At 37.5% G+C, this 25,734-nt stretch carries 23 protein-coding genes, 1 other RNA gene and 4 pseudogenes; 22 read left to right on the forward strand and 6 right to left on the reverse strand.

Going from position 1 to position 25,734, the window contains the following annotated elements; all coding sequences use genetic code 11:
- Positions 1–168: 168 nt before the first annotated feature.
- The 7 genes from SB775_RS16015 (at position 169) to glaH (ending at position 7,227) form a co-directional block, all read left to right on the forward strand.
- A complete protein-coding gene (locus tag SB775_RS16015) occupies positions 169–741 on the forward strand; it encodes a site-specific integrase (RefSeq protein ID WP_250211804.1) in 573 nt (190 codons plus the stop codon).
- Positions 742–1,890: 1,149 nt separating this feature from the next.
- Positions 1,891–3,069, forward strand: a complete 1,179-nt coding sequence (fmdA, locus tag SB775_RS16020; protein ID WP_089362275.1) for a formamidase — start codon at positions 1,891–1,893, stop codon at positions 3,067–3,069.
- Between the two features lie 28 nt (positions 3,070–3,097).
- Positions 3,098–3,370 (forward strand): zinc ribbon domain-containing protein, encoded by a 273-nt coding sequence (locus SB775_RS16025; protein ID WP_410862167.1) that lies wholly within the window; start codon positions 3,098–3,100, stop codon positions 3,368–3,370.
- A 313-nt stretch (positions 3,371–3,683) separates the two neighbouring features.
- Positions 3,684–4,358 carry a GntR family transcriptional regulator gene (locus SB775_RS16030; RefSeq protein WP_061463259.1) on the forward strand — a complete coding sequence of 225 codons (675 nt, stop codon included), beginning with the start codon at positions 3,684–3,686 and terminating at the stop codon, positions 4,356–4,358.
- A 14-nt stretch (positions 4,359–4,372) separates the two neighbouring features.
- Complete coding sequence (gene lhgO, locus SB775_RS16035; RefSeq protein WP_410862168.1) at positions 4,373–5,590, forward strand: L-2-hydroxyglutarate oxidase; 1,218 nt, start codon at positions 4,373–4,375, stop codon at positions 5,588–5,590.
- Between the two features lie 29 nt (positions 5,591–5,619).
- Complete coding sequence (locus tag SB775_RS16040) at positions 5,620–5,961, forward strand: DUF3870 domain-containing protein (protein WP_410862169.1); 342 nt, start codon at positions 5,620–5,622, stop codon at positions 5,959–5,961.
- 327 nt (positions 5,962–6,288) lie between these two features.
- The gene (gene glaH / locus SB775_RS16045; RefSeq protein WP_410862170.1) at positions 6,289–7,227 is read left to right on the forward strand and encodes a glutarate dioxygenase GlaH; all 939 of its coding nucleotides are present in this window, start codon (positions 6,289–6,291) and stop codon (positions 7,225–7,227) included.
- Positions 7,228–7,430: 203 nt separating this feature from the next.
- Here glaH and SB775_RS16050 read toward each other — a convergent pair whose 3' ends face one another.
- Positions 7,431–8,252, reverse strand: a complete 822-nt coding sequence (locus SB775_RS16050) for a hypothetical protein (protein WP_410862171.1) — start codon at positions 8,250–8,252, stop codon at positions 7,431–7,433.
- 305 nt (positions 8,253–8,557) lie between these two features.
- Here SB775_RS16050 and SB775_RS16055 point away from each other — a divergent pair, with 305 nt between their 5' ends.
- From SB775_RS16055 to SB775_RS16065, 3 genes and pseudogenes are all read left to right on the forward strand, one after another.
- Entirely contained in the window at positions 8,558–8,743 is a 186-nt protein-coding gene (locus SB775_RS16055) for a hypothetical protein (protein WP_410862172.1), read from the forward strand.
- A gap of 321 nt (positions 8,744–9,064) precedes the next feature.
- Positions 9,065–9,205 (forward strand): hypothetical protein, encoded by a 141-nt coding sequence (locus tag SB775_RS16060; protein WP_410862173.1) that lies wholly within the window; start codon positions 9,065–9,067, stop codon positions 9,203–9,205.
- Positions 9,206–9,223: 18 nt separating this feature from the next.
- Positions 9,224–9,808, forward strand: a pseudogene (locus SB775_RS16065) (hypothetical protein); the annotation flags it as partial.
- A 257-nt stretch (positions 9,809–10,065) separates the two neighbouring features.
- Here the strand turns inward: SB775_RS16065 and SB775_RS16070 are convergent.
- Positions 10,066–11,184: an NAD(P)/FAD-dependent oxidoreductase gene (locus SB775_RS16070; protein WP_410862174.1), complete on the reverse strand. Its 1,119-nt coding sequence runs from the start codon at positions 11,182–11,184 to the stop codon at positions 10,066–10,068.
- 171 nt (positions 11,185–11,355) lie between these two features.
- Here SB775_RS16070 and SB775_RS16075 point away from each other — a divergent pair, with 171 nt between their 5' ends.
- Positions 11,356–11,949 carry a branched-chain amino acid aminotransferase gene (locus SB775_RS16075; protein WP_410862175.1) on the forward strand — a complete coding sequence of 198 codons (594 nt, stop codon included), beginning with the start codon at positions 11,356–11,358 and terminating at the stop codon, positions 11,947–11,949.
- Between the two features lie 974 nt (positions 11,950–12,923).
- On the opposite strand, the pseudogene SB775_RS16080 reads toward SB775_RS16075, so the two are convergent.
- Positions 12,924–13,056 (reverse strand): annotated as a pseudogene (locus tag SB775_RS16080) (IS1595 family transposase); the annotation flags it as partial.
- A gap of 138 nt (positions 13,057–13,194) precedes the next feature.
- Here SB775_RS16080 and SB775_RS16085 point away from each other — a divergent pair.
- The 4 genes and pseudogenes from SB775_RS16085 (at position 13,195) to SB775_RS16100 (ending at position 16,166) form a co-directional block, all read left to right on the forward strand.
- On the forward strand, positions 13,195–14,340 hold the full coding sequence (locus tag SB775_RS16085; protein ID WP_410862176.1) for a glycerate kinase: 1,146 nt from the start codon (positions 13,195–13,197) through the stop codon (positions 14,338–14,340).
- Positions 14,341–14,344: 4 nt separating this feature from the next.
- Positions 14,345–14,620 (forward strand): annotated as a pseudogene (locus SB775_RS16090) (GntT/GntP/DsdX family permease); the annotation flags it as partial.
- Positions 14,621–14,842: 222 nt separating this feature from the next.
- Positions 14,843–15,190: a PadR family transcriptional regulator gene (locus SB775_RS16095; protein ID WP_410862177.1), complete on the forward strand. Its 348-nt coding sequence runs from the start codon at positions 14,843–14,845 to the stop codon at positions 15,188–15,190.
- Positions 15,177–16,166: a hypothetical protein gene (locus tag SB775_RS16100; RefSeq protein WP_410862178.1), complete on the forward strand. Its 990-nt coding sequence runs from the start codon at positions 15,177–15,179 to the stop codon at positions 16,164–16,166. Before SB775_RS16095 ends, SB775_RS16100 begins: the two co-directional genes overlap by 14 nt.
- Positions 16,167–16,340: 174 nt before the next feature.
- Here SB775_RS16100 and SB775_RS16105 read toward each other — a convergent pair whose 3' ends face one another.
- On the reverse strand, positions 16,341–16,874 hold the full coding sequence (locus tag SB775_RS16105; protein WP_089362265.1) for an IseA DL-endopeptidase inhibitor family protein: 534 nt from the start codon (positions 16,872–16,874) through the stop codon (positions 16,341–16,343).
- 663 nt (positions 16,875–17,537) lie between these two features.
- Here SB775_RS16105 and SB775_RS16110 point away from each other — a divergent pair.
- From SB775_RS16110 to ssrS, 5 genes are all read left to right on the forward strand, one after another.
- A complete protein-coding gene (locus SB775_RS16110) occupies positions 17,538–17,930 on the forward strand; it encodes a sporulation protein (protein WP_410862179.1) in 393 nt (130 codons plus the stop codon).
- A gap of 21 nt (positions 17,931–17,951) precedes the next feature.
- On the forward strand, positions 17,952–18,833 hold the full coding sequence (locus SB775_RS16115) for a mechanosensitive ion channel family protein (RefSeq protein WP_410862181.1): 882 nt from the start codon (positions 17,952–17,954) through the stop codon (positions 18,831–18,833).
- Between the two features lie 453 nt (positions 18,834–19,286).
- Complete coding sequence (locus SB775_RS16120; protein WP_061463244.1) at positions 19,287–20,540, forward strand: MFS transporter; 1,254 nt, start codon at positions 19,287–19,289, stop codon at positions 20,538–20,540.
- 345 nt (positions 20,541–20,885) lie between these two features.
- Positions 20,886–21,239, forward strand: a complete 354-nt coding sequence (locus SB775_RS16125) for a Mur ligase domain-containing protein (RefSeq protein ID WP_410862182.1) — start codon at positions 20,886–20,888, stop codon at positions 21,237–21,239.
- Positions 21,240–21,375: 136 nt separating this feature from the next.
- Positions 21,376–21,562: non-coding RNA, 6S RNA (gene ssrS, locus SB775_RS16130), on the forward strand.
- Positions 21,563–21,771: 209 nt separating this feature from the next.
- On the opposite strand, the gene SB775_RS16135 is transcribed toward ssrS, so the two are convergent.
- Positions 21,772–22,314, reverse strand: a complete 543-nt coding sequence (locus tag SB775_RS16135) for a ribonuclease H-like YkuK family protein (RefSeq protein ID WP_089362260.1) — start codon at positions 22,312–22,314, stop codon at positions 21,772–21,774.
- 496 nt (positions 22,315–22,810) lie between these two features.
- Positions 22,811–22,960, reverse strand: a pseudogene (locus tag SB775_RS16140) (IS5/IS1182 family transposase); the annotation flags it as partial.
- Positions 22,961–23,386: 426 nt separating this feature from the next.
- Between SB775_RS16140 and SB775_RS16145 the strand changes: the two are divergent.
- Positions 23,387–25,003 carry a family 14 glycosylhydrolase gene (locus SB775_RS16145; protein WP_410862184.1) on the forward strand — a complete coding sequence of 539 codons (1,617 nt, stop codon included), beginning with the start codon at positions 23,387–23,389 and terminating at the stop codon, positions 25,001–25,003.
- A 226-nt stretch (positions 25,004–25,229) separates the two neighbouring features.
- Complete coding sequence (locus tag SB775_RS16150) at positions 25,230–25,655, forward strand: OsmC family protein (RefSeq protein ID WP_089362251.1); 426 nt, start codon at positions 25,230–25,232, stop codon at positions 25,653–25,655.
- Positions 25,656–25,734: the final 79 nt, after the last annotated feature.

A 25,734-nucleotide genomic window follows, 5' to 3' on the forward strand; every position in this document is an offset into this window, starting at 1 on the left:
TTATTGGGTGATTTCGCAAGAATATTCCGAATGTAACAAAGGACCTCTATTGATACATTCGAAATCGCGTTAAATCAAGGTTTACAAGGGTATTGAAATTAAAAAAACTTGCCTTTTTTTCTCCAGTTCACGTACAATGAAAGAAGGGGAAAGGGGAATGAGTCATTCATGCAAGCGACCTCTCAAAGAATCAAGAATGTCCAGCCGATACGCCGGCTCGATCACATAGAAAAGATGAAAAAGTCACTATTAAAATATTGCAGCTACAGGGATTATATGATGTTTTCAATTGGGATAAATATCGGTTTGCGTATAGGGGATCTTTTACAATTGCGAGTGAAAGATATCCTAGAAGGCACGCATATAGTCATTGTGGAGCAAAAGACAGATAAAATTAAACGGTTCATCGTCAATCCTCAACTTCGTAAGGAAGTAAAGAAGTATGTCCGGAAAATGAACCTGAATAATGAACAATATTTATTTCCAAGTCGAAAAGGGAATGGACCGATCACTAGGGTACAAGCCTACCGGGTCTTGAACAAAGCAGCTGAAATGGCAGACATTCCGGATGTAGGTACACATACCTTAAGAAAAACTTTCGGCTATTTGCATTACCAAAAATTCAAGGATATCGCATTACTGCAGCAAATCCTAAATCACTCCAACCCAAAAGATACGATGATTTACATAGGTCTTACACAAGATTTAATGGACGAAACATTAATGGATTTCTATTATTAACTGACCGGGCCGATTTATAGCCGACCAGTTTTACTCAGTTTGTTATTGGTTACCACATTCCTATAATAGGGAGGTATTCCAGCGCAAACATTATTTCGATATAACTGGATGGTTAAAGAAGACTGGTCTTTAATCGGAGAGGTGAAAGAGGAAGAGCTTCTCCGTTCCACAACTAGCGGAGTGGGGGGGATAATCCAAACACTTTTCCATTTAACAAGGGAAAAAACCTCACTGAGAGTTTTGGAAATTACAAGAGTTTGGATCAGTATTGAAATTGGATGCTGTTTTTCGTACGGAAGTGAAGGGCTTTGTATACAAGCGGACTATCGATAACAACCTGGTAAGTTGGTGAATGAAGGGCATTTTATTAGTCTCCATATTTACTTTGCGGTCCAGAGCAAGAAGCATGTCATTAAGTCTTGATAACAACTAATGAATTAGCTGATCTCAGAAATGAATAAACAGGCCTCATTAAGTAGTTACCATAATATAATTATGGTAACTACTATTCCTGATTTATTCTACTATTCATAAAAAAACCTATGATTATAGGGTTCCAGACTGTAGACAAGCTTCAACTAAAGAAAGGTTTTCTTTTTTTAATGAACTCTGGCAATCAACGCCAATGTTGAATAATATTTATCAAAGTATAAGAAGGAGAGGATGCTCTGTCTTTTAAAACTAAATTTCGTGAAAATCCTTATTTTAGAGGAAGAATCTCAGGGGACATTCAATATTATAAAAAGGCATTCTGTTGAGGAATGCCTTTTTTATAATATTATTCAGGATTTTTCAAGTTATTAGTTAAAAAATTAACCTTTGCTCAGCGGGAATAAATAGGGGGATTTTAAAATAAACCTATTTATCTATTGAATCAATAGGTTGTTCTAATCTCATATGAATAATAACAAAGAACAAAATGGAGCGTGCACCTTTAAAAGCTAAGTAAAAACGATCAACTCAACTAAATATTAAAAACAGGTAGTTGTTCTATTGATTCTTAATATTACTTTATCACTTCATCAAGATTAAGTTCATTAAACCCAACTGTTATAATATTAATAATTTGACTATATTTGTTAAAAATACTATTATGAAAACGCGTACATAGTTTAACCTCATAGATTAATAGATTGAAGGAGGAGTAATATGCCTAAAACTTTGTTTAAACTGGATCTTAGTAAACCGATGGAGCAACAAGCACACCCGGGGCATAATCGTTGGCATCCGGATATTCCCGCTGCTTTTTCAGTAGAGCTGGGCCAATCGTTTCGTATGGAGTGTAAAGATTGGACGGATGGACAAATTAGCAACAATGACGATCCTCGTGACATTAGGGATGTTATTTTGCCGCGAGTTCATGTATTAAGCGGACCGGTTTATGTAAATGGAGTGGAACCGGGTGATTTATTAGTTGTTGATATTTTGGATATCGGTGCGTTTGCTGAGTCTGAATGGGGTTTTAATGGAATTTTCGCCAAAGAAAATGGAGGAAGTTTTTTAACAGAACATTATCCGGAAGCAGCGAAATCTATCTGGGACTTTGAAGGAATTTATACGACTTCAAGGCATGTGCCAGGTGTTAAGTTTGCCGGGCTTATCCACCCTGGATTAATTGGTGTGGCGCCTTCAATGGAGCTTTTGCAAGAGTGGAATAAACGAGAAAATGAATTGAAGATGACAGATCCCGACCGTGTACCTGAACTAGCAACTTCTCCCCAAGCAGAGCATGCAGTGCTAGGCACGTTAAAAGGAGCAGAATTTGATCGGGTGGTCAAAGAGGGAGCGAGAACAGTGCCTCCAAGGGAAAATGGAGGAAACTGTGACATTAAAAATTTATCAAAAGGTTCAAGAGTTTTCTTCCCAGTATTTGTGGACGGAGCAAAACTTTCGGTAGGTGACCTCCATTTTTCACAAGGGGATGGCGAAATTACATTCTGCGGCGGGATTGAAATGGCGGGATGGATTGATCTTCGTGTCGACGTGATTAAGGGAGGTATGGAGAAATATAAAATTAAAGACAATCCTGTCTTCAAACCTGGTCCGGTTGAACCAAATTATTCCGATTATTTAGTGTTTGAAGGCATTTCAGTAGATGAGTTTACAGGAAAGCAACATTATTTGGATGCAAATATTGCTTACCGCCGAGCTTGCCTGAATGCAATCGAATATTTGAAAACACTCGGTTATACAGGAGAGCAGGCATATATGATATTAGGTACAGCGCCTATTGAAGGCCGGATAAATGGAATCGTCGACATCCCTAATGCGTGTTGTACCGTGGCCATTCCGACCCAAATATTTGATAAAGATATTAATCCGAAGTAATAAATAGATGGATGAAGGGGGACTTTCCTTGCCTAGTTACACCTTTAAATGCAGTCAATGCGGTGAGTTCACACTATTCTTTAAGTCAATGGCAGGCAATAAAGGAACAGCGCAATGTCCGGGCTGCCATCAAGGGGCTCCCCGTGTCTACCAACCACCCAATTTGTTTTCTAATTCGAAGGAAATACGCACCCGTATTGAACGGGGGATGGAGCCTCGTAGAATGACAAAAGAAGAATTAGGGCCAAAACAAAGTAAAAGGAAACCACAAGTCAGCCGTCCATGGCAAGTTGGGCATTAAGCTAAGACGATTTCTTCTATAAACACTAAAAAAGCACAAAAAGGAAGATCAAATTCCTTTTCGTGCTTTTGGTTTTTATTTAAAGGGATAAAAGGTAACACATAAGATTTTACCGCGATTTTTTTTATCACATTGCGAGTTAAATATAAACAGGTGCCACGAATTATAATTAGATGTGAATAGATGTTTGCCTAATATATTGTATCCAGTGTTTTTAAAATTGGATACAATATATTTAATTTTTAATGTTGTAATCGCTTTATTTAGTTGATATAGTTAAAATTGTATCCAATATTGAAAGGTGGACGCTTAATTGGATAATGTTAATTCCGATCGAGATAAATCAACCATCGTTAAAAATGTAACCAAAAGCCTTAGGAATGCGATTTTGAATGGGACGTTGAAAAAGGGGGAGCGACTCATCCAAGAGGAGTGGGCCGATCGCCTGGAAGTTAGCAGGATGCCCATTCGTGAAGCCCTTACACAGCTTCAAATGGAAGGCTTGGTGGAAATGGTTCCTCATAAAGGTGCAGTCGTCACACCTATTACCCGGGATGATATTGAAGAAATTTATCATACCAGGTCCCTGCTTGAAGGCCTTGCCGTGGAAAAATCGCTTCCTTATTTAACAAAGGAGGATAAGGAAAAATTAAAAGGTATTTTGATTGAAATGGAAGGAATTCAGTTATCTGATGAAACCAATGAGCATTATATCCTTTTAAATGCGGCTTTCCATGAAACCCTCCGCAAAGGGTGTCCATGGCCAAGGGTTCAAAAAATGGTAGAGACACTCGGTATCTCACCCATTGCGCCGAATTTGCTGATTGATTATTACCCAGAAACGCAAAGGGAACACCGGATGATATATGAAGCGGCACTAAGAGGGGATCCTGCAGAACTAAGGGCAGCAGTAGAGTTTCACATTTTACGAACTAAGAATAATTTAATTACGTATATGGAGTTGCTGAATACTAAAAATCATCAATAAAAGGAGTGTTAATTGTGTATGATTTTGCAATTGTTGGTGGGGGAATAGTAGGTTTATCAACGGGAATGGCACTTTATCAGCGTTTTCCTAATGCTAAAGTGGTAGTCATTGAAAAAGAGGCCGTTGTTGCAGATCATCAAACGGGGCATAACAGCGGCGTCATCCATTCAGGAATTTATTATAAACCAGGCAGTTTCAAGGCACGATTTGCCCGTCAAGGAAGCAAATCAATGACGGAATTCTGCCGGATGCATGGAATTGAACATGATATTTGCGGAAAGGTCATTGTTGCAACAAAGCCAGAAGAGTTGCCCCTTTTGGATGATTTATATTCACGCGGTTTGCAAAATGAGCTAGCTATACAACGAATCGGTGTGGACGAGTTAAAGGAAATCGAACCACATGTCAATGGACTTGGTGCGATACGCGTCCCGCAAGCAGGCATCGTCAATTATCGTCATGTAAGTGAAAAGATGGCGGATATCATCCGGGGCAACGGCGGTGAAATCAAGCTGAATACAAAGGTGGAGAAGATTGACGAGAATTTTGATGATGTCATCATCGAAACGAACAATGGTACCATAAAGGCAAGGATAGTCATTAATTGTGCAGGGTTGCACAGTGACCGTATCGCAGCAGCTGCGGGGTATAAAACTGATATGAAAATTGTCCCGTTTCGCGGTGAGTATTTTAAGCTGAAGCCCGAAAAGCGCTTCCTTGTCAATCATTTAATTTATCCGGTACCTAACCCGAAATTCCCATTTTTAGGGGTTCATTTCACACGGATGATTAGCGGGGAAGTAGATGCTGGACCAAATGCTGTACTAAGTTTCAAGCGGGAAGGTTATAAAAAAACCGACTTCAATGCGAAAGATTTAACTGAAGTTTTAAGCTATAAAGGTTTTTGGAAGCTCGCTAGTAAATTCATGAAGGAAGGGATGGATGAGTATGTCCGCTCTTTTAGTAAAAAGCAATTTACGAAAAGCCTGCAGGAATTAATACCGGAAATTCAAGAAGATGATTTAATCCCTGCACCTTCTGGAGTGCGGGCCCAGGCGTTACAGGATGATGGTAATATGGTGGATGATTTTCATATTATAATGGGGAAACGGACCATTCATGTATGTAATGCACCGTCACCTGCTGCAACAGCCGCAATTGAAATTGGAAAAGAGGTTGTTAACCGGATTCCGGAACAATCACACTTATTGGAAGCTGTATTGACAAAATAAAATTCGTTAAAGAGAGAGGAAGAAGCCTCATGTTCAATGGTAAAACAATTTTCATTGCAGGTCATGCACGTTTACCTCAAGGAATGGCAGCGAAAAGTGTCTTTGAAACATTGACCATCACTGCAGAAATCGATGCTAAATATGGGGTTGTCCTGGAAGCCTCTTGTACATTGGCAACAGAGCATGGCCAGGAATTCATTGGGCGTTTGTTAAAAGGGACCAGTCTAAATGATGGTGTTGATGACGCGATAGAATCGATTCAAACTTATTATCGGGGGAAAGCGGCTAATGCATTGATTGCTGCCTTAAAGGACCTGGATCTCCATTTTAAGCAAATTAAAGCAGGAGAAAAAACGAAACTACCAAGTTAGTAATATAATTTATCAGAATAATTTGTAAAAACCATTGACAATTTCACTGAAAAGCGTTTAAATGGAATTAAGCCAATATTATGACATTAACACCTTTTGGAAAATACCATTTCAGAATCGTGTAAAGATCTTAATGATTGGAAACAGGGAAAATAAATCATACATAACTGCATATTCGCTGTGACTCTATTTGCATAGAGCAGTGAAGTGAATATAAGCCAGTTGTACAGTTGGACTCCAATTTTATTTGGGGATCATGTGCGACTGGCTTTTTATATTTCCTGTTAATTTTTTCATCCATATAACAAATAACAGGAGGAATTATTCATGAGCATTGCAGAAAAAAAGAGAGTTAAGTTTGAAAGGAAAACAGAAAAATATGAGGTGAAAGTCCACCCTCAAACCAGCCGATTGTATCATATTGAAATTTCTAAAGAAGCAATTGCCGCATTTTTAGAAACGGCATTGAAGGATAATCAGTCTGTTCAACATCTGGAATATACACCATACGCAAGACTCATCGTCGCATCATATCTATTGGATCAAGTAGGAGAAGACTTTGGTGAAGTGCTTAGGAACATCGTTCATGATCGGGAATCCGGCGGCTTCACCCTTGGCTTGGAAGGTGTCACGGAGAATACAGATGAATATGTCATTTTTGCAACGGCCATTTCATACTTGCTTGGAACACCTAACCATGATTCCATGTCAGGGAAATATTATGCACGTTTTAGTGTTCAAGACACGGATAGCAGCGATTCATATTTACGTCAGGCTTATCGTTTATTTACACTTCATACGGATGGCACCTTTGTAGATGAACCAACGGATTGGTTACTAATGATGAAGATGATCGAACAAAATGCACGCGGTGGCGAATCACGTTTATTGCACCTAGACGATTGGAAAGAGCTTGATATGTATGTGAATCATCCATTATCCAGCCATAAATTTACGTATAAAGCTCCAAAAAGTAAGAACATTGACCAGGAAATTGAAAGAGTGACCTTCTTCAATCATAATAACAAACCTGGTGTTTGTTTTATTGATCAATTTGTTTATCCTGAATCAATCGAACAAGCCAAATACTTGCGCGATTTATCCAATTCATTAGAAAACGATGAAAGTGTACTCGAACTTGAACTGCCTGTTGGAGATTTAGTTGTTGTCAACAATATATTCTGGCTTCACGGCCGCGCCGCATTTGAAAAGGATCCGAACCTGAATCGTGAATTACTTCGCCAACGCGGAAGATTCAATCAATAGTTTCAATTTGTAAACCCAAACATTTTTTTATCCCCAAATACGATTTAAAGATAAATTCTTTTCCACTCTTTGGTTGGAAAGCAATTTATCTTTTTTTTGCAAGGTTCTTTTAAAGATTAATGTTTTTAATTTGAAGTGAAAAAAGAGGACCTTAACCAATTGTTTCTCTAGTTGTTTATCTTGAACTCAAAGTTTAATCTATTCTATATTTTCATTAATCTTCCTGCTTCATCATTCAAACCTAATTTAACCATTTCATTAATGATCCATTCTTTTAACTCTATCTTGTCTGAAATTAAGTAAGTAAATTGAGCATCTCTTATGAAAGCCAGTTTGCTTTCCGTTGTTGCTGAATTAAAAAAAGATTTCACGTCTTCCAAGGTAATCTCCATAGCTTTTTCAAGTTTGTATTTGATATGTTTCCTATTCATACTGCCTAAAGATACTATGCCTATACCATCAAGAGTCGATAATATTGTTTGTTGCTCTCTTGCTGTCATTACTTCTTTTTCCACATAATGATATACATTCTCTATTATTTTGCATCCAATTGTGGATCTTATCTTTTCTACTACATAGTTTGCTTGTTCTTCATTTTCCTCATCTACTTCTTTTTTTAGTTCTTTGAACAAACTAATATACTGTTCCTCTTCTTTAATTAAATTAATGTTAGAAATTGTAGTGGCATCTTTCATCGTACAAACTAAGCTAACAAACTCCCTTATATTCCTTGCTACAATTTTTATAGGTGCATCAAAATCCATTGGACTGATACATACAATAAACGCATTCTCCAAATCAGATACCATTCCAAAATCGGTTAGGAAGCCATAATGAATGCCGTCACAACCAATATTTGCAAACGGAATGACATCGTAGGGAGTCATTTCATAATGTGAGAATTCTACTTGTAAACAAAGGCTTAAATCACCTAATGAGTAACCTTCTTTTTCAATAACCTCCTCTAAATTCTGGAGCATTTCAAAGGTTGGCGGCATTCTCATGTACTTTCCAAGATAACTCATACTTTTCTCCTCTAATTTTGCGCCTTGAGATAATTTAAGGATAGCCCACACACTAGAATTTTACAATTATTGCTATCAGATGGTATAGTTCTCCTAAAAAGCAACAAAAATTATTGAACAATTCTAATCTGAAAAATGACTTCCGCCATAGCAAGTTGCTCTTTTATCGTAAAATTCTTTTACGGTGGCTGTTATTAACATTATTAAACTCACAATGGTTTTACTTGAATTTTTAGGAAAGGTAGTTCAAGATTGGAAGGTGGTTAAATTAATGAACTTTTAAACTATTTTTATGGGGAGAAAAAATGGATAAATTAAGAAATCGTTTGTATTTAAATATGTTTTTTGGAACTATTGGTATAGTTCTAATCGGTGTAGGTGCTTTGAAGTATCAAGTTGTAATGGATGATTTTGAAGGACACATCATTGCCTATACTGGTTTTTTATTTACTACCGGTTACATAAATTACTTAGAAAAAAAGCTGGAATAAGCAATAAAGTAATTTGGATTAAAGCGGGCATCTCTATTGCTCTATTTTTAATTATTTCTTTTACTTTACATATCTTATCCTTTTAACAGGGTGCATAACGACTATTAAGGTTGTAGAGGAACGTTTAGCATTTGTCAGTTCAAAGATTTTCCTATAAATGGAATCTGAGAAAAATCATCCGTAAAGGAAAAAACAACGATAATTGAACATCATCAAAAATATGCTTTTAAAAATACTCTGCTAAAGGGTGTTGTTAGGTATGTTAGTTAAACAAAGAGAGATATAATATGAATTAAAATTCATGAAAAAAGGAGATAGTTTATGGGGATCGCTAATTTTTCTAATTTTACGCACTTTAAGGACTTAATTAATGCTTTACCTGCTGCCTATACAGATGAAATGATACAAAGCGAGCAATTTTTGCTTGAAAGAGATGAAAAGAAAAAACTCGAAATTTATTAGGCACCTTTCGAATATGTAAATGAACTGGCCAAAGTGGTAATTGTCGGAATCACTCCTGGTTTACATCAAATGAAAAAATCGTATTCTACCGTAATTAAATTAGAGGACATACATAGCGATGAAGGGATCCTACACGAAGTAAAAAAGAATTCCAGCTTTGAAGGATCGATGAGAAAAAATTTGATTCAAATGTTAGATGAGCTTGGGTTACACATATACTTAGGCATATCGTCCACTCTGGACCTTTTTAAAGAAGCTAGTCACATCGTTCATACCACCTCTGTTTTAACCTATCCTGTCTTTTATAACGGGAAAAATTACAACGGAACAACTCCGGACATATTAAAGACCGAGTTGCTTAAAAAAAATATAATGGAAGGCTTTGCTACCGAAATAGGTGCCATCGATCGCCCGCTCATTATTCCTTTAGGCGTTAATGTTTCCAAGGTATTAAACTATTTATCGGGTCAAGATTATTTAGATTCAAACAACATACTTCTAGGGTTTCCTCATCCATCTGGAGGAAATGGTCATCGACATAAGCAATTTGCAGAAAATAAAGAGCAAATGCAAATAATGTTACATCATTATTTTTCGAAATAAATGAGATAAAAAGGTAATGCACTCTTTCCTATCTTGATACAGAAAAGTTCAATGGATATTTAACTGTATTGAATACAATTAAAGTAACTACCACCTTTTACAGTATTTATTGGTGATGATGGTTATTTGTGGCTTCAACAATTTCCTTTAGAGAAAAACCATACTGTAACAACGATGTTTATTGCAAATGAAAGGAACTGTTTTAAAAAAAACTGACCTAGGCAAGTTCCAGGGTCAGTTGAGTGTAGGTATAAAATTTATATTAAAATCGCACCTCTTACATCATAATTTTCTAAATCGATATCCATTTTTCTGTCAAGTGCGAGGTTTGCCAATTGGGAGCCAATATAGGGGCCCATTGTTAAACCAGATGCTCCAAGACCATTGGCAACGATTATTCCTTCCCAATCTGGCAAAGGACCAATAACCGGAAGGAATCCAGGTGTGAATGGACGAAAGCCCACCCTCGCTTCAACAAAAGTACTGTCTGTCAAGCCGGGAGCGGTATTTAATGCTTTATTGAAAACTTCCTGCAATCCTCCTGCGGTCATTCGGTTATCGAAAACTTCCGTATTTTCATGAGTCGCCCCAGCGACGATTTTATTATTATCGAAAGCCAAAAGATATTGATCACTTGGAGGCATGACCACAGGCCAGTTATTCGTATTTGCATTTGGTATTTTCAGATGAATGATTTGGGCCTTTTGAAAGCTGACTTGAAAATTCACACCCAAAGGTTTCAGTAATTCTGGTGCCCATGCTCCAGCACAAACAATCGTTTTATGAGCAGGTATGAATTCATCTTCAACCATTACACCTGTCACTTGTGCACCATTATATTTAAGTATAGCCTCACCGTACATTAGTTTCGCACCGTTTTTTTGTGATGCCCGCAATAAGGAATCACGTAGCGCACGACCATCGACCCGAGCTGCACCACTCACGTGCACTGCTGCATATTCACTGGAAAGTGGCGGGAATAAGGCACTTGTTTCCTCTGGAGTAAGGAATGTAATCGTCCCGATCTCAGGTGCATCTTCTTTCCGTTTTGCTGCTCGGTTCTTCATGGCAATCAGTTTTTCTTTATCTGTATGTAAACTTATGGCCCCAACTTGGGCATAACCAGTCTCAGTTTCCCCATCCCGTTCAAGTTCTTCAATTAACCCGGGATAAAAAGCCGCTCCATTTTTAGCAAGGAGATACCAAGCTTTATTACGCCTTTGGGATATCCATGGGCATACGATTCCTGCAGCTGCAGATGTTGCCTGTCCTTCATCTTGGCGGTCGATAATGATCACTTCAGCCCCATTTTTAGCCAGCTGATAGGCAGTGGAAGCTCCTAAAATCCCCGCTCCAACTACAATGATTTTTTGCATATTTAACATCCCATTTCTCTCGTATGTATAACACCTACCATTACTATATCGAAGTCACGAAACGATTGCCACTACCGATATTGTAATTTAATTCTCAAAGTTATTTTATCTGCAGTGAATATGCTATGATTGAAATTGCGAAAGCTTGAAAAGATACTAGGAGGACATAACATGTTAAAAAAACAAATGGAATCATACATATCAAAATCCATAAACGAAAACAAAGTTGAGTTGTTTAAAGAAGAAAGGGATTATGTTGAAAAGCATAAATTAATCGCTGATGATATCACTATAGTGGAAAAAGAAAATACATCCAGATTTACAGATGCATATATCGAGCGCAGTAATAAAGAGAGTGAAGAATTGATTTCTGAAGAGAACTCTGCATTTTTATCACAATCGATCGAGTATTTGAAAAATAATAAAGAAGAATTCCTTTACTTTGAATCCAAATGGTTCGGATTAATCGGTGTTGAGGCACTTTCATTGGAAATGGATGATGTTTTCGGTACTTATAACGCGATGTTCGGATTGAAATTCCAGAAAAAAATGGGTGAAGCTTTAAAAACGTATTTAACAAAGGAACTTCAAGAAGGCATTGGATCATTCAGCTTGATGTTTAACCAGGGCGACGGTCTATGGGATGTGAATTTTGCCTTGGATAATGTAAATGGGTTTCGAGAAGACCTATCATTAGAAGAAACTTTTAATTTAATCTATCATTTTCTTTTTATCCTTGTTGAAACGATCGAGGAAGATATGTAAAAAACGAGGTACCGCCATCATTTGATGGCGTTTTTTTAAGTTTAGGGCTTTATTTCCATACCTCTAGACATTGGTTAAAGCCCTTTAGATTAGGTGAACTTTAAATTCAGCAAATTAATTTTAAGGATATAACTCAACACTTTATTTCACAGAGGAAAAAACAGGGTCTGCACTCGATGTGGAACGCAGCCCATTTATGTTTTGAGTTCATTTGCTTCGGTTAGAATCTCAACTTATTATGAATTTGAGAAACAGCTTTGTCTCGAAGGACGGCCTCGGGTTTGTTTCCTTTAGAATAATATATCCCTCAAAGTCAATTCCAATAAAATTAAAGATATAGTTAAACTGCTGAATCATGGGCAGTCACCAGTTTAAACAATATGCTGACAAGATGATCAGACTAAGTCAAAAAGCAATTATGGCGGCAAATTGAGAAGAAGAACTAACTGGTACACTTACAATAGGAGCACAAGAGAGCCAGTGTACCTATCGATTACTAAAAAATTCATTAAGAAGAGTTGAAGGCTGGTTTCCAAATGTTTAGCTTGTCTTTAAGCCTACACATTCTGACGAAAAGGTGAGAAAACAGATAATTGAAGGATTATTAGTTGTCGCTTATTATGGACGAAGTAAGTCAGAGAATTCATAAAGTATAGAGCAACTTATCAAGGAAGAGTTAAAAATGGTTACATCACCAAACAAACCAAAATCAGAGTTTTCACCATTTGTTCTTAAGCATGATTCACTTTTGCTTACAGAGAAGTGCTGTCATCTAGTAATTCAAATGTAATTTCTTTACCAACAGCTTGTAGCCAATACCTGTGACCTTCACTAGATAAAAGTTTTGGATGAATTCGAGCGAAATCATCTTTTTCATATTGAGCTCCCTAATATTAATGTTGCATCAATAATCCTGCCTCTATCAACCATTTGGAGAATTGTAGTAATTTAAGTTTGTCATAGGTTGCTTCTGTTTAGAGCAGGCAGCTATCAACAATCATTTTGCTTACCGACGCATATATCATTTCGATGCCTGATGCAATCATGGAATTGAAACCAACTCAAATAATGGTCTAGGAATTTTGTCGCCACGCCATTGAACGATTTATCCAGCAGCCCTTTAGCGGAATAGCTAAAAAAATATAAATATGTCATACTAATTTTCGTATAGATTGAACGATGATTAAAATATTTTCGAAGATTATAATTAACCTGATATAAAAAAAATTCAAAGGGGACCTGAGCATGAAAATTGTTATTGCACCAGATTCCTATAAAGGGAGTTTGTCAGCATTAGAAGCTTCGGAAGCAATCGAGCGAGGGGTCAGGAAGGCGCTGCCGGATGCCGAGACTGAACTGGTTCCTGCAGCGGATGGCGGTGAAGGTACGATGGATAGTCTTGTGGCAGCTACAAATGGGCGAAAAGTTGAAGTGACCGTTAAAGGGCCTTTACTTGAAGACGTACAGGCAGCATATGGAATTTTGGGTGATCAGGAAACATGTGTGATTGAAATGGCCAGTGCATCCGGTTTATGTCTAATCGATCCAGATGAGTTGAACCCATTGATAACAACTACATACGGGACAGGGGAGCTCATTCAAAAAGCATTGGATGATGGATGTCGAAAGTTCATTTTAGCGATTGGCGGAAGCGCTACCAATGATGCCGGAGTTGGAATGCTTCAGGCTTTGGGAATGAAGGTGTTTGATGATGAGGGGAGTCCTTTGGGATTAGGGGGTGCCGAATTATCGCGTGTATCTGAAATAAATACGGAGGCTTTTGATCCAAGAATTGCAGATTCCGAGTTTTTGATTGCTTCGGATGTTCAAAATCCGTTAGTCGGACCGGATGGGGCATCAAGTGTATTCGGACCCCAAAAAGGAGCCACCCCTGCCATGATTGAAATGCTTGATAAAGCTTTATCAACATGGGCTGATTTGGTGGAAATCAAGACAGGTATTCACTTGCATGATAAAGCTGGAGCTGGTGCTGCTGGTGGAATTGGAAGTGCATTTCAGGCCTTTTTCCATGCGGAAACAAAAAGGGGCGTCGATATTGTTATGGAATATACGAAACTGGGTGAAAAACTGTACGATGCTGATTGTGTCTTTACCGGTGAGGGCCAAATCGATTACCAAACAGCTTCAGGTAAAGCACCAATGGGAGTTGCGCAAGAAGCGAAGAAGCATGATATTCCCGTATTTGTCTTGGCTGGATCAATCGGAACAGGTATTGAAGCTTTATATGACCATGGAATAACTAGTGTCCATAGTCTGGTGAACGCCCCTATGCCTTTAAAGGAAGCTATGGAAAGAGGGGCTGAATTTTTGGAACTAGCAGCTGAACAAGTAATGCGGATTTTTTTGGCAGCGAGTAAAAATAGGCGGTAATCATATGTTTTTATTGTTTTGGCCATTGGCGTGTTCTTTTGCGACAACTAAATTCAAGTTGCATCCGTTCTTATCGCTACTATTAGGCACTTTATTTGTGGGTTTTGCTTCTGGAATGCCTCTGGATCAGATCGTTGAGAATATTAACGGCGGTTTTGGCGAACTGATGACGAGCATTGGACTTGTAATCGTTTTCGGTTCAATAATCGGAACCATTTTGGAAAAAGGTGGGGCCGCTTTACGAATGACCGAAGTCGTATTGAGGATTGTCGGTCCTAAACCTTAATACAAGGGGTAGTCACGATTATCACGACGATGATATTATGGGTCATTCTTGTATGATATTAATAATGGAAAAACGGAGAGGCGTGAAACGCTTCTCTTTTTTATGCATTAAATAAAATATATTTTCATTTTTATATTGGTGTAAGAACTAAAATAGTGTATGATGCATAGTATAAGGTATGGTGTACGTCACATAGTATAGAGAAGGGGTGATTGGATGAGCACTTTACTGAATTCATTAACCACTGAGCTGCGCAGGGGCACTTTGACGTTAGCTGTCTTAAGTCAGCTCAAAACTCCGCAGTATGGGTACTCGCTTGTCCAGCGTTTAGAGAAGTCGGGAATTACCATTGATCAAAGTACTTTATATCCTTTGCTTCGCCGCCTGGAAAAACAAGAATTGGTCACAAGCAGCTGGGATACTTCTGAAAGTAGACCGCGCAAGTACTATTCTTTAAGCGATTATGGTGGAGAAATATTCGTTCAGTTAAAGGAAGAATGGGAAAAAACTTCTCAAGAGCTTTATATATTATTAAAAGGAGAGGGAGAAGATGGAGCTGATTGAACTTTATATTCAGGAAGTGACCCGCAGGCTGCCAGAAAAAAACCGGGGGGATATTGCGCTTGAGCTTCAATCTACAATCGAAGATATGCTTCCGGTGGATCATACGGAGCAAGACGTGAAAGCCGTCCTTTTAAAATTAGGAGATCCGGTTATACTGGCAAGTCGTTATCGCGATCGGCCGATGCATTTGATTGGACCGCGTTATTTTGATGTTTATATCTGTCTGTTGAAAATGATTTTACCAATAGCTGCAGTCATTTCACTGATCGGATTAATAGGGGATAATCCTTTTCGGGATATGGGGAATACGGTTGTGGACGCAATTTTAATAATAATCGGGAAAGGGATTACCGGTATTATCAGTACAGGTATCCAAGTGTTTTTCTGGTTAACGCTTTCATTTGCCATTTTAGAACGCATGGATACTTCAAAAGACCAGTCGCCTTTAACAAAGGACTTGAAACCATGGACACCGGAAAACCTAAAAGTTATGCCGAACATTTCAAAGAAAAAAGCGGTTCCTATGATCGAGATTTTTGCGAGTTTGTTAGGTCTTTCTGTCTTCGCGGCCCTTTATTTCAATGCAGCAAACCTCTTAGGAGTCTATGAAAAAAGAAATGGCAGTCTCATTTTCGTGACACCTTCTTTCAATCAAGAAGTATTGAATTCCTATTGGCTGCTGGTATCATGCGTCGTCATCATTGGAGTGCTCTTGGCGATTTATAAATTATTTTTAAGACGATGGACCCTGAAATTAGCTTTATTTCATGCCATATACCAGCTGTTGTACACTCTGGCTTTCATCATCATCATCAGTAATCCTGATTTATTGAACCCGGAATTCCTTGCATACCAAAGAACACTATTCTCAATCGATGAATGGAAAAGCTCGATATACTGGGGTCTCATACTCATCTTCATCATTTTTGCCGCCTACGATACCTATCAAGGCTTCCGTAAGGCAAAAATCCGTTAAGGCACAGCATCTTAGCTGTGTTTTTTTGTTTAAATATTTTGTGAAGTGAAAGAGTGAGCTGATATCTGAAATATTATTTCTCAAGATACAAGGGACAACAAAAAAACACCTCATATGACATATAGTTTTTAACTAACTATACAGCATATGAGGCGTTACATTTAAACCAATGTTTTATTGAACTGCATCGAACTGATTGACTTTCCAAGCGGAACCGGACTTATAAAAGGTAACCGTTCTTTTTACTGACTCACCGTCGACTGTAGGTACAGTTAAATTGTATGACCTAACGTTTTGTTTTTGATAGACCAATTTAATTTTGGCTTTTTTCCACTCTAACATGCTAAAGCCATCTCCGACTGGACGTGCTAATTTCCCTTTATAGGTAATGTAATTATATTTAGTCAGTCCTTTTTCAACTGCATTATTAGTAAATGTCTCTGCCAGGTAGGCAGTCAATTTATCTTTTGTATTGAACTCTTGGCAAATGTATGAATACTCTGTCCCTTTATAATTGAAAGTTTTTTGTGAACATGATTGGGTTTTGTACCCATGTAAAGCATTCCAAAAATGTTTGCTGGCATTATCGGCTATCTTTAATGCATTTGCATCAGATAAATTCTGTGATGACGTTTTGGCGGTAACCTGACCACTTAATGTGAAAAATAAAATGATAATGGATAATAGCACACCTGAAAATTTTTTCATATTTTATCTCCCCAATCCCTAATAGGATACTTATGTAACGAAAGTTTAATTAATATTACAATTGTTACATTTATATTACAACACGATCAGCGAAAGTAAAAGAGAAATCTTGCTAATTTTTAAATATAATTATAGATTTTAATAAATATACATAGTTTGTTCACTTTATTCTTTTTGAAAGGAGCGTTCACCGAGTTTTAAATAGAAGGACACTAGCTGTTACATACTTCATATTCCACCAACTGGCCTATTTAAAACCTAGCAGTTAATTCTTTTACAATTACAGGACAAGTTAATTCATTATATTTTTATTATTACCAATATATGTACAAAGAACTCGAATTACCCAGGCAGAACCCGAAAAAAATAAAATATAAAGGTTTGACAAACTTTCTAATCTTAACGTATGATAAATAATATACTTGAATACTTTCTCCTAAGGGGAGTAGCTTTTACAACAATGTCGTCATTACGGAGCTCTTTGCTCTCGGTGTTGTTGGCAGCATATTGTTGTTAGCCAGACCTTACCTATTGGTAAAGGTCTATTTTGTTTTAGTAAACCTTTACCAAAGTGGTAAAGGTTTTTTTGTAGTCCCCTTAAGGAAATGTATAAACATGTAGGTTTTAATAGAAAAACAAATAAATATAAATGGAGTGTATTCGTTGATACTTAGAAAATCTTTGTTACTTTTAGGGATAGGTTCTGCACAAATAGATTTAATCCTTCCGAAAAATACGTATAAATCCGGTGAATGCATAAATGGATATTTTTTGATTAAGGGTGGTACCCAGGAGCAAAGAATAAGGAGGATCGAATGTGATTTAATTATGGATACTCATTCTACGGGAATGGAAAATACTCTTAAGACGAGCACCATTTTAGCTTCAAGTGAGATTGAGTCAGGGGAAAGCAATGAAATTCCTTTCAACTTTTGTCTGCCTATATTGAAGGAGCCTTATAAGCGAGGGGTATCCTATCGCCTTAAAACAAGACTTATATTGGATGAAGGGATAATAGGAAAAGATGATGATTGGATCTTAATCGATTCTGAATAAAGTTGAAATAGAGGTGTGAACATGGAAATCTTGAATTTTACTGAGCGTGCTTTGGATTATTTGAAGGAATTCTTATTAATGAGGCTGTTTATATTAACTTTACTGTTATTGGCGGTATATTATATTTTGAATAAAATGGTCGAATGGTTCTTTAAAAGATCTGATTTTTTTGAGGAAGAAGTGGAAAAAACGATACAGGGGGTTACTCGTTCCAGTCTCAGGTACGGCATCGTTTTGATTTTCCTCATTTATCTGATTGGGCAGTTCATTGATATAAAAGGAATTTTAGCTGGAGCGGGGATCGTGGGAATCGTTATCGGATTTGCCGCTCAGCAAATGCTTAAGGATATTTTATTGGGATTTGTAAGGCTTTCAGATAATGAATTTCGTGTAGGGAATTTTGTGACATTCAATGGGACAAGTTCCGGAACCGTAGAGGAAATCGGTATCAGGTTCATGCAGATCAGAGAATGGTCAGGAAAATTGCTGACCATCCCACATAGTGAAATCAGGACGATTCAAAATTTTAATAAAGGGAGAATGCGAATCATTGAACGCATTACAGTAAGTTACCAGGAAAATCCTGAAAAGGTAAAACGGCTGTTGGAGGATATATGTATTATCTGTAATGATAAGTATGGTGAAAGCCTGCTAAGGCTAGAGGATGGGACCCCCGAAGAGGATTTTAGATACATAGGCATTACGGATTTAAATCCGAATCTAAAATATGTTGGATATGAACTATGCATAGTGGGGCTTGTAAAACCTGAACATTACTTTGAAACAGCAAGAAATGTCAGGTTTGAGATGATGGCTGCTTTACATGAGCATCAAATTCTTATGCCATCTTCCCATTTACTTGTACAGGCGAATCCGAATCATGAACGTATGCTGGAGAACTGATAAGAAGCATACACTTGCACGAGCTATTCCGGGAAAAGGTCATGAAAAAATTGTGGCAAAGTGGAACAAAGTGCAGAAGCATCAATCAGCAATAACCCTGAAAACTTACGATATAAAAGGGTTTTCTTTTAAAGGAAGTTCTTTTTGAATAAGAAAATCAACAAGTCTGATCCAGATTATCATTGAATTTTAATTTTTATCTTGATTTTTCAGATTAAATGGATTATTATGATTTTAGCATAAAATGGAAGGGGAACGGTTAAACAATGATCATTTAATCCTATTCTTTAAGAAAAAATGCGTTTTAAATACGATCTTTTTTTCTGGATAGGATTAGTCTGTACATTAAAATACAAACAAAGATCATTGTGTTCCTTCAATTAGGGATATTATGCCTTTTTAAATTTGTATTGTACTGCCTCCTGTCCAGATATTTCACAGGAGGTTTTTATATTGGGAAAAAACTCATCTGTAACATTGAGTAATAAGGAACCTAACTTATTTACAAATCGTGTATTTCGGGCCATCATCTTTTCAGGCTTGTTTTTACAAATAGGGATATGGGTGCGGAATTTTGCAGTTTTGTTATTCGTCATGGAAAAGACAAATGGGGATGCCTTTGCCATTTCAATGATTTCAGTAGCGGAATTCGCACCCATTTTTATTTTTTCATTTATTGGAGGGACGTTCGCTGACCGGTGGAGTCCGAAAAAAACGATGGTTTGGTGTGATATTTTAAGTGCAATATCCGTATTTGCTGTGCTTATCACGCTTATCTTCGGAAGTTGGAAAATGGTGTTTTTTGCAACTTTGATTTCGGCGATACTTTCTCAATTTTCTCAGCCATCAGGCATGAAGCTATTTAAAATGCATTTGCCAGAAAGTCAAATTCAGACAGGGATGTCAGTTTATCAGACAGTTTTCGCAGTATTTATGGTTTTAGGTCCGATTCTCGGTACATTTGCCTTCCAATCATTCGGGATCAATATCTCGATTGCTATAACTGGCCTCGCGTTTTTATTTTCAGCTGGTGCACTAGCTTTCCTTCCAAAAGATCGCAAACTTGATGAACAAAAGGCCAAAACAACATTGTGGCAGGAAATGAAAAGCGGAGTGAGCTACGTGTTGCGAAAAAAAGAACTGAGTCTGCTTGGTTTATGTTTTCTGGCAGCCGGGCTCGGACTGGGTTTCATTCAGCCGCTCTCGATATTCCTTGTTACCGAACAACTGGGTCTGCCTAAGGAAAATCTTCAATGGTTATTTATGTTGAATGGGATTGGGATGATTTTAGGCGGAGCAGGAGTGATGATTTTTGCCAAAAAGGTGGCACCTCAGAGATTATTAGCATTTGGAATGCTTGTGAATGCCATTGGAATAGCGGTAATGGGGCTGTCAACAAACCTTTGGATTACACTTACTGCCGAGTTCTTTAATGGGCTGATGCTGCCTTGTATTCAAATTGGGATTAATACATTGATATTGCAGAGGACCGAAGGCGAGTTCATTGGTAGAGTCAATGGAATCCTAAGCCCATTGTTCACTGGCTCCATGGTTTTGACTATGAGTGCTGCTGGCGTGTTGAAAGAGCAATTTTCACTCGTTTCCATATTTGAAACCGCGGCTTTCTTTTTTATACTAGGGATGTTTTTCATTTTGCCATTGTACAATCAAAAGGCCGAAACAAAACCCCTGGAAATTCAATCGTAAGTGTAGGTAATGAAAAAAGAATAGTAAACTTAGTGATTGACTTGGTTGGGGAAAACGAGGAGAAAATCTCAATTTAACATGAAGATATACCGGTTATATCCATATTATTTTTAAAGAAAAGCAGCCAATTCATGCTGCTTTTTTTTATTCATAAATGTACGGGCTTTTAGTAATGGCTTTAATCTATTTTGGCGGACTCAACCTGAAAAAAATTTTTACCAACAAACAAATTATATATTAACAATTATTTTTAGAGTACTTGTTAATACTAATAATGGCATGTTGTTAATTATGATTTATACAAAATATAGGGTGAATAGCTTAATTGAAAAAGGAGAAAAGTTAATGATCCTTAAAGACGTAATATATGAAGCAATAAACTGGGATTTGCCGAAGGACGTTGAAGATATATCCATTACAGGTGTCGCCGATAACTCAAAAGAAATAAAAAATGGATACCTTTTTGTTGCCGTTAACGGATATAAGGAGGATGGCCATAATTACATTAAAGATGCAATTCGTCAAGGCGCTTCGGTTGTGATTGGCGATCGCGACATAAAGGGATTGGATGTTCCTTATCTACGAGTGGAGAACAGCAGAAAGGCATTAGGTGTAATCACGAAAAGGTTTTATGGAGATCCCAGCAATCATCTACAAAATAAAGACCAAGTGGATATTATCAGTTATTTTGATCAATAGTTTGATCCTAACGAATGCTTTTATTAAGTATAAAGGGATAATAGGGCGTCCATTCCAAGATAAAGCCAATTTGATTGGTTATCGCTATAGCAAATATTACCATTGTAAGATATAAGGAATTCAGGTAATATAACAATACAAGCTGTACTGTTCGTAATGATATTTAAGTTTTAACCTTTAAGCTGTAATAGGGAGTTTTATATTGAAACAGGAATGTTATGCCTCGTCACTGACTTGGACAACAGGATTGTTTCTGCAAACACCCACTTTGAGGAGTGGTGGTTTAAAACTTTCTTACTGAATACGGCAATGACGGCTTCTATCTTTAAAACCGGTCTCGTCTGAGGCCGGTTTTTTTGCGTTATTCAGAGCAACGTACGAGAGGAATATATGTACAACTTTTAGCTTGAAAAAAAGAACAGGAAATTTCCAACCTATATTGTTCTAGTATAATATATTACCATCCATCTTACCTACTTTGAAAAAAGCTCCATTGCTCACAGTTTAGGCTTCTTGCATGTTTTGGAGTCATTTACTCTTGCTTTGTATACCGGTTGGCATAGCTTGAAGCAACGAAAGCGTTGGGTTTAATTTTAGGTTCCACTCCCATGGATTCCATCCTGGCTACCATTTCTTTAACAAACTCACTGGTTTTGTTCCGCTTTCCAATCCCGATATCAATATGCCCTTCCATGATGAACGTTGCCCCTTGATATACAGCAGGCAGGACAATATCGATTAGCTGATTTTTTCTTTCTTCCGTAAACATGGATACGATCTCCTCAGTTAACGACAATTCATGGGAAATACGTTCATGTAATTGCATCATCCTTCTAGGAATCATCACTTTTCTAATACAGCCCCATACACCATTCCCGACCTGACGTATCACGATGCCTGTAATGAACACTGTATGTTTTTTATGTACTTGCGAATCTGTACCAACCATTAATCGATAGTCACCGGAAGGATTTAATTTCATGAATTCTACAATATGAACGAATACCTCTTCAAAAGACATGTCTTTTTCCTGAAGATTTTGAAATGGATTATTATGAATTGGATATTGCCTCATATTATTGCACCCAACCTTTCCCCGGCTATAATCTGATTATTAAATCACTACATGCCGCTCATAACACATCTTATGAAGGAGTTCTTCGTTTCGTGCCGCGGGAAGATTACGCCCTCTAATGAAGAATAGTAATCGTCTGAAGGTAAATCAAGAATCAACACTTATTATTATGCTTATGAAAATGAAAAAATAAAACTTGATAGAACTTCTCTTCAAACTTATTGATACCTTATACATTATGCTATTTCTCGGAATGGGCAAATGGGCTGTCTTTCAGTTAGTAAGAAATTGGTTTCATTACAGGAATTGCGGGAGCTGTCTGAGGTTGGCGGATTCTTGGTTCCAAATATACTCGGAACGCTAAAACAGATAACATATGCTACAGGATATTTAGTATTTTCCGCAATTAGAATCGTAGCGTTCCTGATTCTGGTTCTAGCTCAGCTTCATGGAGAAAAACTGGGTACTTGGAAAGAATTAAAACTATGTTTACTTTTTCGGAATACATGTCTTTCACCAAGTCATAAATGATAGAAAAATTAATGACGGCCTCCATTTTACGAACCAAATGGTTTGCGGGCACCAATTGATCTATCGTAATCATTTCAAGTTGATCTTGCTGAATAGAATAATGTTTAGAAGCCATCCTTATCACTCCATGTTTTTATCCTTCTATTTTAAAACAAAGTTGATTGGAACGGGTGTGCGGGACTCTTGCGGGAAAAGCATGCCCAAGGGAGGCCCCACAGGCACAAAGGGCGCCAAGAGTGGAGCGCCCGCGGAAAACGAGTGCCCTACGTTCCAATCAACGTTCACAAACCCTTAAAATGACTATAGACAAACTCAATTATTTATCGATCGAGTTTGTCTACTGTCTGCTGGATAGTCTCTTATAGGACTATCCATTTTTTTCTTTGAGGAGCTATGAACATATTCCCCCGACGAATTAAATTGATAAATATTACCAAAACAAATATAATTTCTAGTAAAGGAGTGACTTTATTTAACAATGGATGTAAGCGATCTCAACCAGGGATTTTTAAGAATAAATAGGGGAAAGGTTGGCGTTTTTATGAACAAATTATCTGTTGGCGTTTTTACCTTTATGCTGTATTTTGTTCCTTTAAGTACTTCACCTGGATTAGCAGAAGTAAAACCAGATTACAAGCTATATGTAATGGCCCCATTGGGTGAAATAACAGATTGGGAGGCATTTGAAGCACAGTTAATTCAGTTGAAGGAAAATGGAGTATATGCAATAACGACAGATATCTGGTGGGGGTTAGTCGAGAGTAAAAAAGATAATCAGTTTGATTGGTCCTATTATAAAAAATATGCGGAAACAGTGGAAGCATCCGGTTTAAAATGGGTGCCCATTCTGTCTACACATCAATGCGGCGGTAATGTGGGGGATGATTGTAACTATCCCATCCCGAGTTGGCTCTGGAATAAGGACACTCTAGATAACATGGCATTCAAGAGTGAAAGTGGTTTCTGGAATAAGGAAGTACTTGCTCCTTGGTGGGAAGGTACAGCAGATCAGTACAACGAATTGTATAAATCCTTTGCAAAGAACTTTGCTGATAAGAAGGACCTAATAGCTAAAATATATCTAAGTGCAGGACCAGCTGGGGAACTAAGATATCCCTCCTATCAAAATGCTGATGGCTGGGATTATCCTGAAAGGGGACAGCTTCAAGTTTATACAGAAGGAGCGAAAAGGGATTTCAGACTTACCTTGAGAGAAAAATATTCAACGATAAAAAAATTAAATGCTGCCTGGGGTGAATCATATAAAAACTGGAATGAGATTCAGCCACCTGGAAACGGGGATGAATTTTTCACCAAGGGCGGAGCAATCGATACACAATTTGGATACGACTTTATGCAATGGTATCAAGGAGCACTCGAAAAACATCTTGCAAAAATCTCTAAATTTGCCCATAAACATTTTGATAAAGTCTTTGGCGTGCCAATTGGAGCTAAAATCTCAGGAGTCCATTGGAAAATGAATGATCCAGTACTACCGCATTCAGCAGAGTATAGTGCCGGGTACTATAACTACTCCCAATTATTGAATCAATTTAAGAAATCGAATATGGCCCTCACGTTCACCTGTTTGGAAATGGGAGACCAAGACGCACATACTGCACCATCATATAGCGCTCCTAAAACGTTGGTGACACATATTGCCTCTTTAGCTAATGAAAAAGGAATTTCTTTAAACGGAGAAAACGCACTCCCGCTAATCAATAATGAATCGGGCTTTGACAATATAGCAGAAATGGTTTTTAACCATGGTTTTGAGGGATTTACCTTGCTGAGGATGTCCTATTTATTCGACGATGAAGGAAACCCCACAAATGAGTTCAGGATGATGAAGGATAAATTGGAAGGCAAGTCGATTCCAGTTACATTCACAGTTGAAAATGTACCTGTCACACAGGGAGTTTACTTAATAGGGGATAGAGGGGAAATCGGCAGATGGAATGTTGAAGATTACGAATATAAACTCACACAAAACAAAGAAGGGAACTGGAGTGGAACTTTCCGTTTAGCAGCAGATCGACTCTATGAATTCAAGTTCGTCATGAAAGATGAAAATGGCAATATTACTTGGCAAAAAGGGGAAAATAATAATTATAAAACACCTTTAAATGGTAAAGGAAACTATAAAACTTCATGGTAGGTTAAGTAAGTATGACTAACTGAGCAAGTCTTTTGGAAATAATATTATTGAAAGTCCATCACAAATTAAGGTCAAAATACAATCCTGAAGCCAAGTACTTTTAATATACGTACTGACCGCAATATTGGGGAAATATTATTTTAAGACTTAAATGACCTGTACTTACATTAAATAGACATGTGGCCTATTTAGAACAAAACATCTAGAAAGGGAGGAATTGAATTAAATGAAGTCAAGGATTACATGGTCAGGGGAAATGGCCTTTTCTGGCACAACTCCGTCGGGACATGAAATAAAGATGGATGCTGCCGAAGACGTAGGAGGAAAGAATAGTGGAGCAAGACCCACAGAGTTACTTTTACATTCTCTTGCCGGGTGCACAGGTATTGATATTGTAATGATTTTAAAAAAAATGCGATTTGAAACAAAGGCCTTTCAAATAGAGATAGAAGGGGAACGATCAGAAAACCACCCTAAGCGGTTTACCGATTTTCATATCCACTATTTATTGGAGGGTGATCTGCCTGAAGATAAAGTGGTCCGTGCGATTCAACTATCGAAAAATACGTACTGTTCAGTATATCACTCATTAAATGCCAACATAAAAATGAGCTATTCGATAAATGGCGTTAAAGGAAAACAAAACTTATAATGTTTTATTTAGGCTCTTTTCGTAAAGATTGTTGTTTTTAAAACGAAACTATTTAAGGTTGATTGGAGCGGAAGTGCGA

It is taken from the genome of Peribacillus sp. SIMBA_075, assembly GCF_046534585.1.

What these genes read in the sequence shown, in the direction of transcription:
- SB775_RS16015 (WP_250211804.1), top strand. Translation starts at nt 169, where the DNA reads ATGCAAGCGACCTCTCAAAGAATCAAGAATGTCCAGCCGATACGCCGG.
- fmdA (WP_089362275.1), top strand. Translation starts at nt 1,891, where the DNA reads ATGCCTAAAACTTTGTTTAAACTGGATCTTAGTAAACCGATGGAGCAA.
- SB775_RS16040 (WP_410862169.1), top strand. Translation starts at nt 5,620, where the DNA reads ATGTTCAATGGTAAAACAATTTTCATTGCAGGTCATGCACGTTTACCT.
- glaH (WP_410862170.1), top strand. Translation starts at nt 6,289, where the DNA reads ATGAGCATTGCAGAAAAAAAGAGAGTTAAGTTTGAAAGGAAAACAGAA.
- SB775_RS16050 (WP_410862171.1), bottom strand. Translation starts at nt 8,252, where the DNA reads ATGAGTTATCTTGGAAAGTACATGAGAATGCCGCCAACCTTTGAAATG.
- SB775_RS16055 (WP_410862172.1), top strand. Translation starts at nt 8,558, where the DNA reads ATGGATAAATTAAGAAATCGTTTGTATTTAAATATGTTTTTTGGAACT.
- SB775_RS16060 (WP_410862173.1), top strand. Translation starts at nt 9,065, where the DNA reads ATGGGGATCGCTAATTTTTCTAATTTTACGCACTTTAAGGACTTAATT.
- SB775_RS16070 (WP_410862174.1), bottom strand. Translation starts at nt 11,184, where the DNA reads ATGCAAAAAATCATTGTAGTTGGAGCGGGGATTTTAGGAGCTTCCACT.
- SB775_RS16075 (WP_410862175.1), top strand. Translation starts at nt 11,356, where the DNA reads ATGTTAAAAAAACAAATGGAATCATACATATCAAAATCCATAAACGAA.
- SB775_RS16085 (WP_410862176.1), top strand. Translation starts at nt 13,195, where the DNA reads ATGAAAATTGTTATTGCACCAGATTCCTATAAAGGGAGTTTGTCAGCA.
- SB775_RS16095 (WP_410862177.1), top strand. Translation starts at nt 14,843, where the DNA reads ATGAGCACTTTACTGAATTCATTAACCACTGAGCTGCGCAGGGGCACT.
- SB775_RS16100 (WP_410862178.1), top strand. Translation starts at nt 15,177, where the DNA reads ATGGAGCTGATTGAACTTTATATTCAGGAAGTGACCCGCAGGCTGCCA.
- SB775_RS16105 (WP_089362265.1), bottom strand. Translation starts at nt 16,874, where the DNA reads ATGAAAAAATTTTCAGGTGTGCTATTATCCATTATCATTTTATTTTTC.
- SB775_RS16115 (WP_410862181.1), top strand. Translation starts at nt 17,952, where the DNA reads ATGGAAATCTTGAATTTTACTGAGCGTGCTTTGGATTATTTGAAGGAA.
- SB775_RS16125 (WP_410862182.1), top strand. Translation starts at nt 20,886, where the DNA reads ATGATCCTTAAAGACGTAATATATGAAGCAATAAACTGGGATTTGCCG.
- SB775_RS16135 (WP_089362260.1), bottom strand. Translation starts at nt 22,314, where the DNA reads ATGAGGCAATATCCAATTCATAATAATCCATTTCAAAATCTTCAGGAA.
- SB775_RS16145 (WP_410862184.1), top strand. Translation starts at nt 23,387, where the DNA reads ATGAACAAATTATCTGTTGGCGTTTTTACCTTTATGCTGTATTTTGTT.
- SB775_RS16150 (WP_089362251.1), top strand. Translation starts at nt 25,230, where the DNA reads ATGAAGTCAAGGATTACATGGTCAGGGGAAATGGCCTTTTCTGGCACA.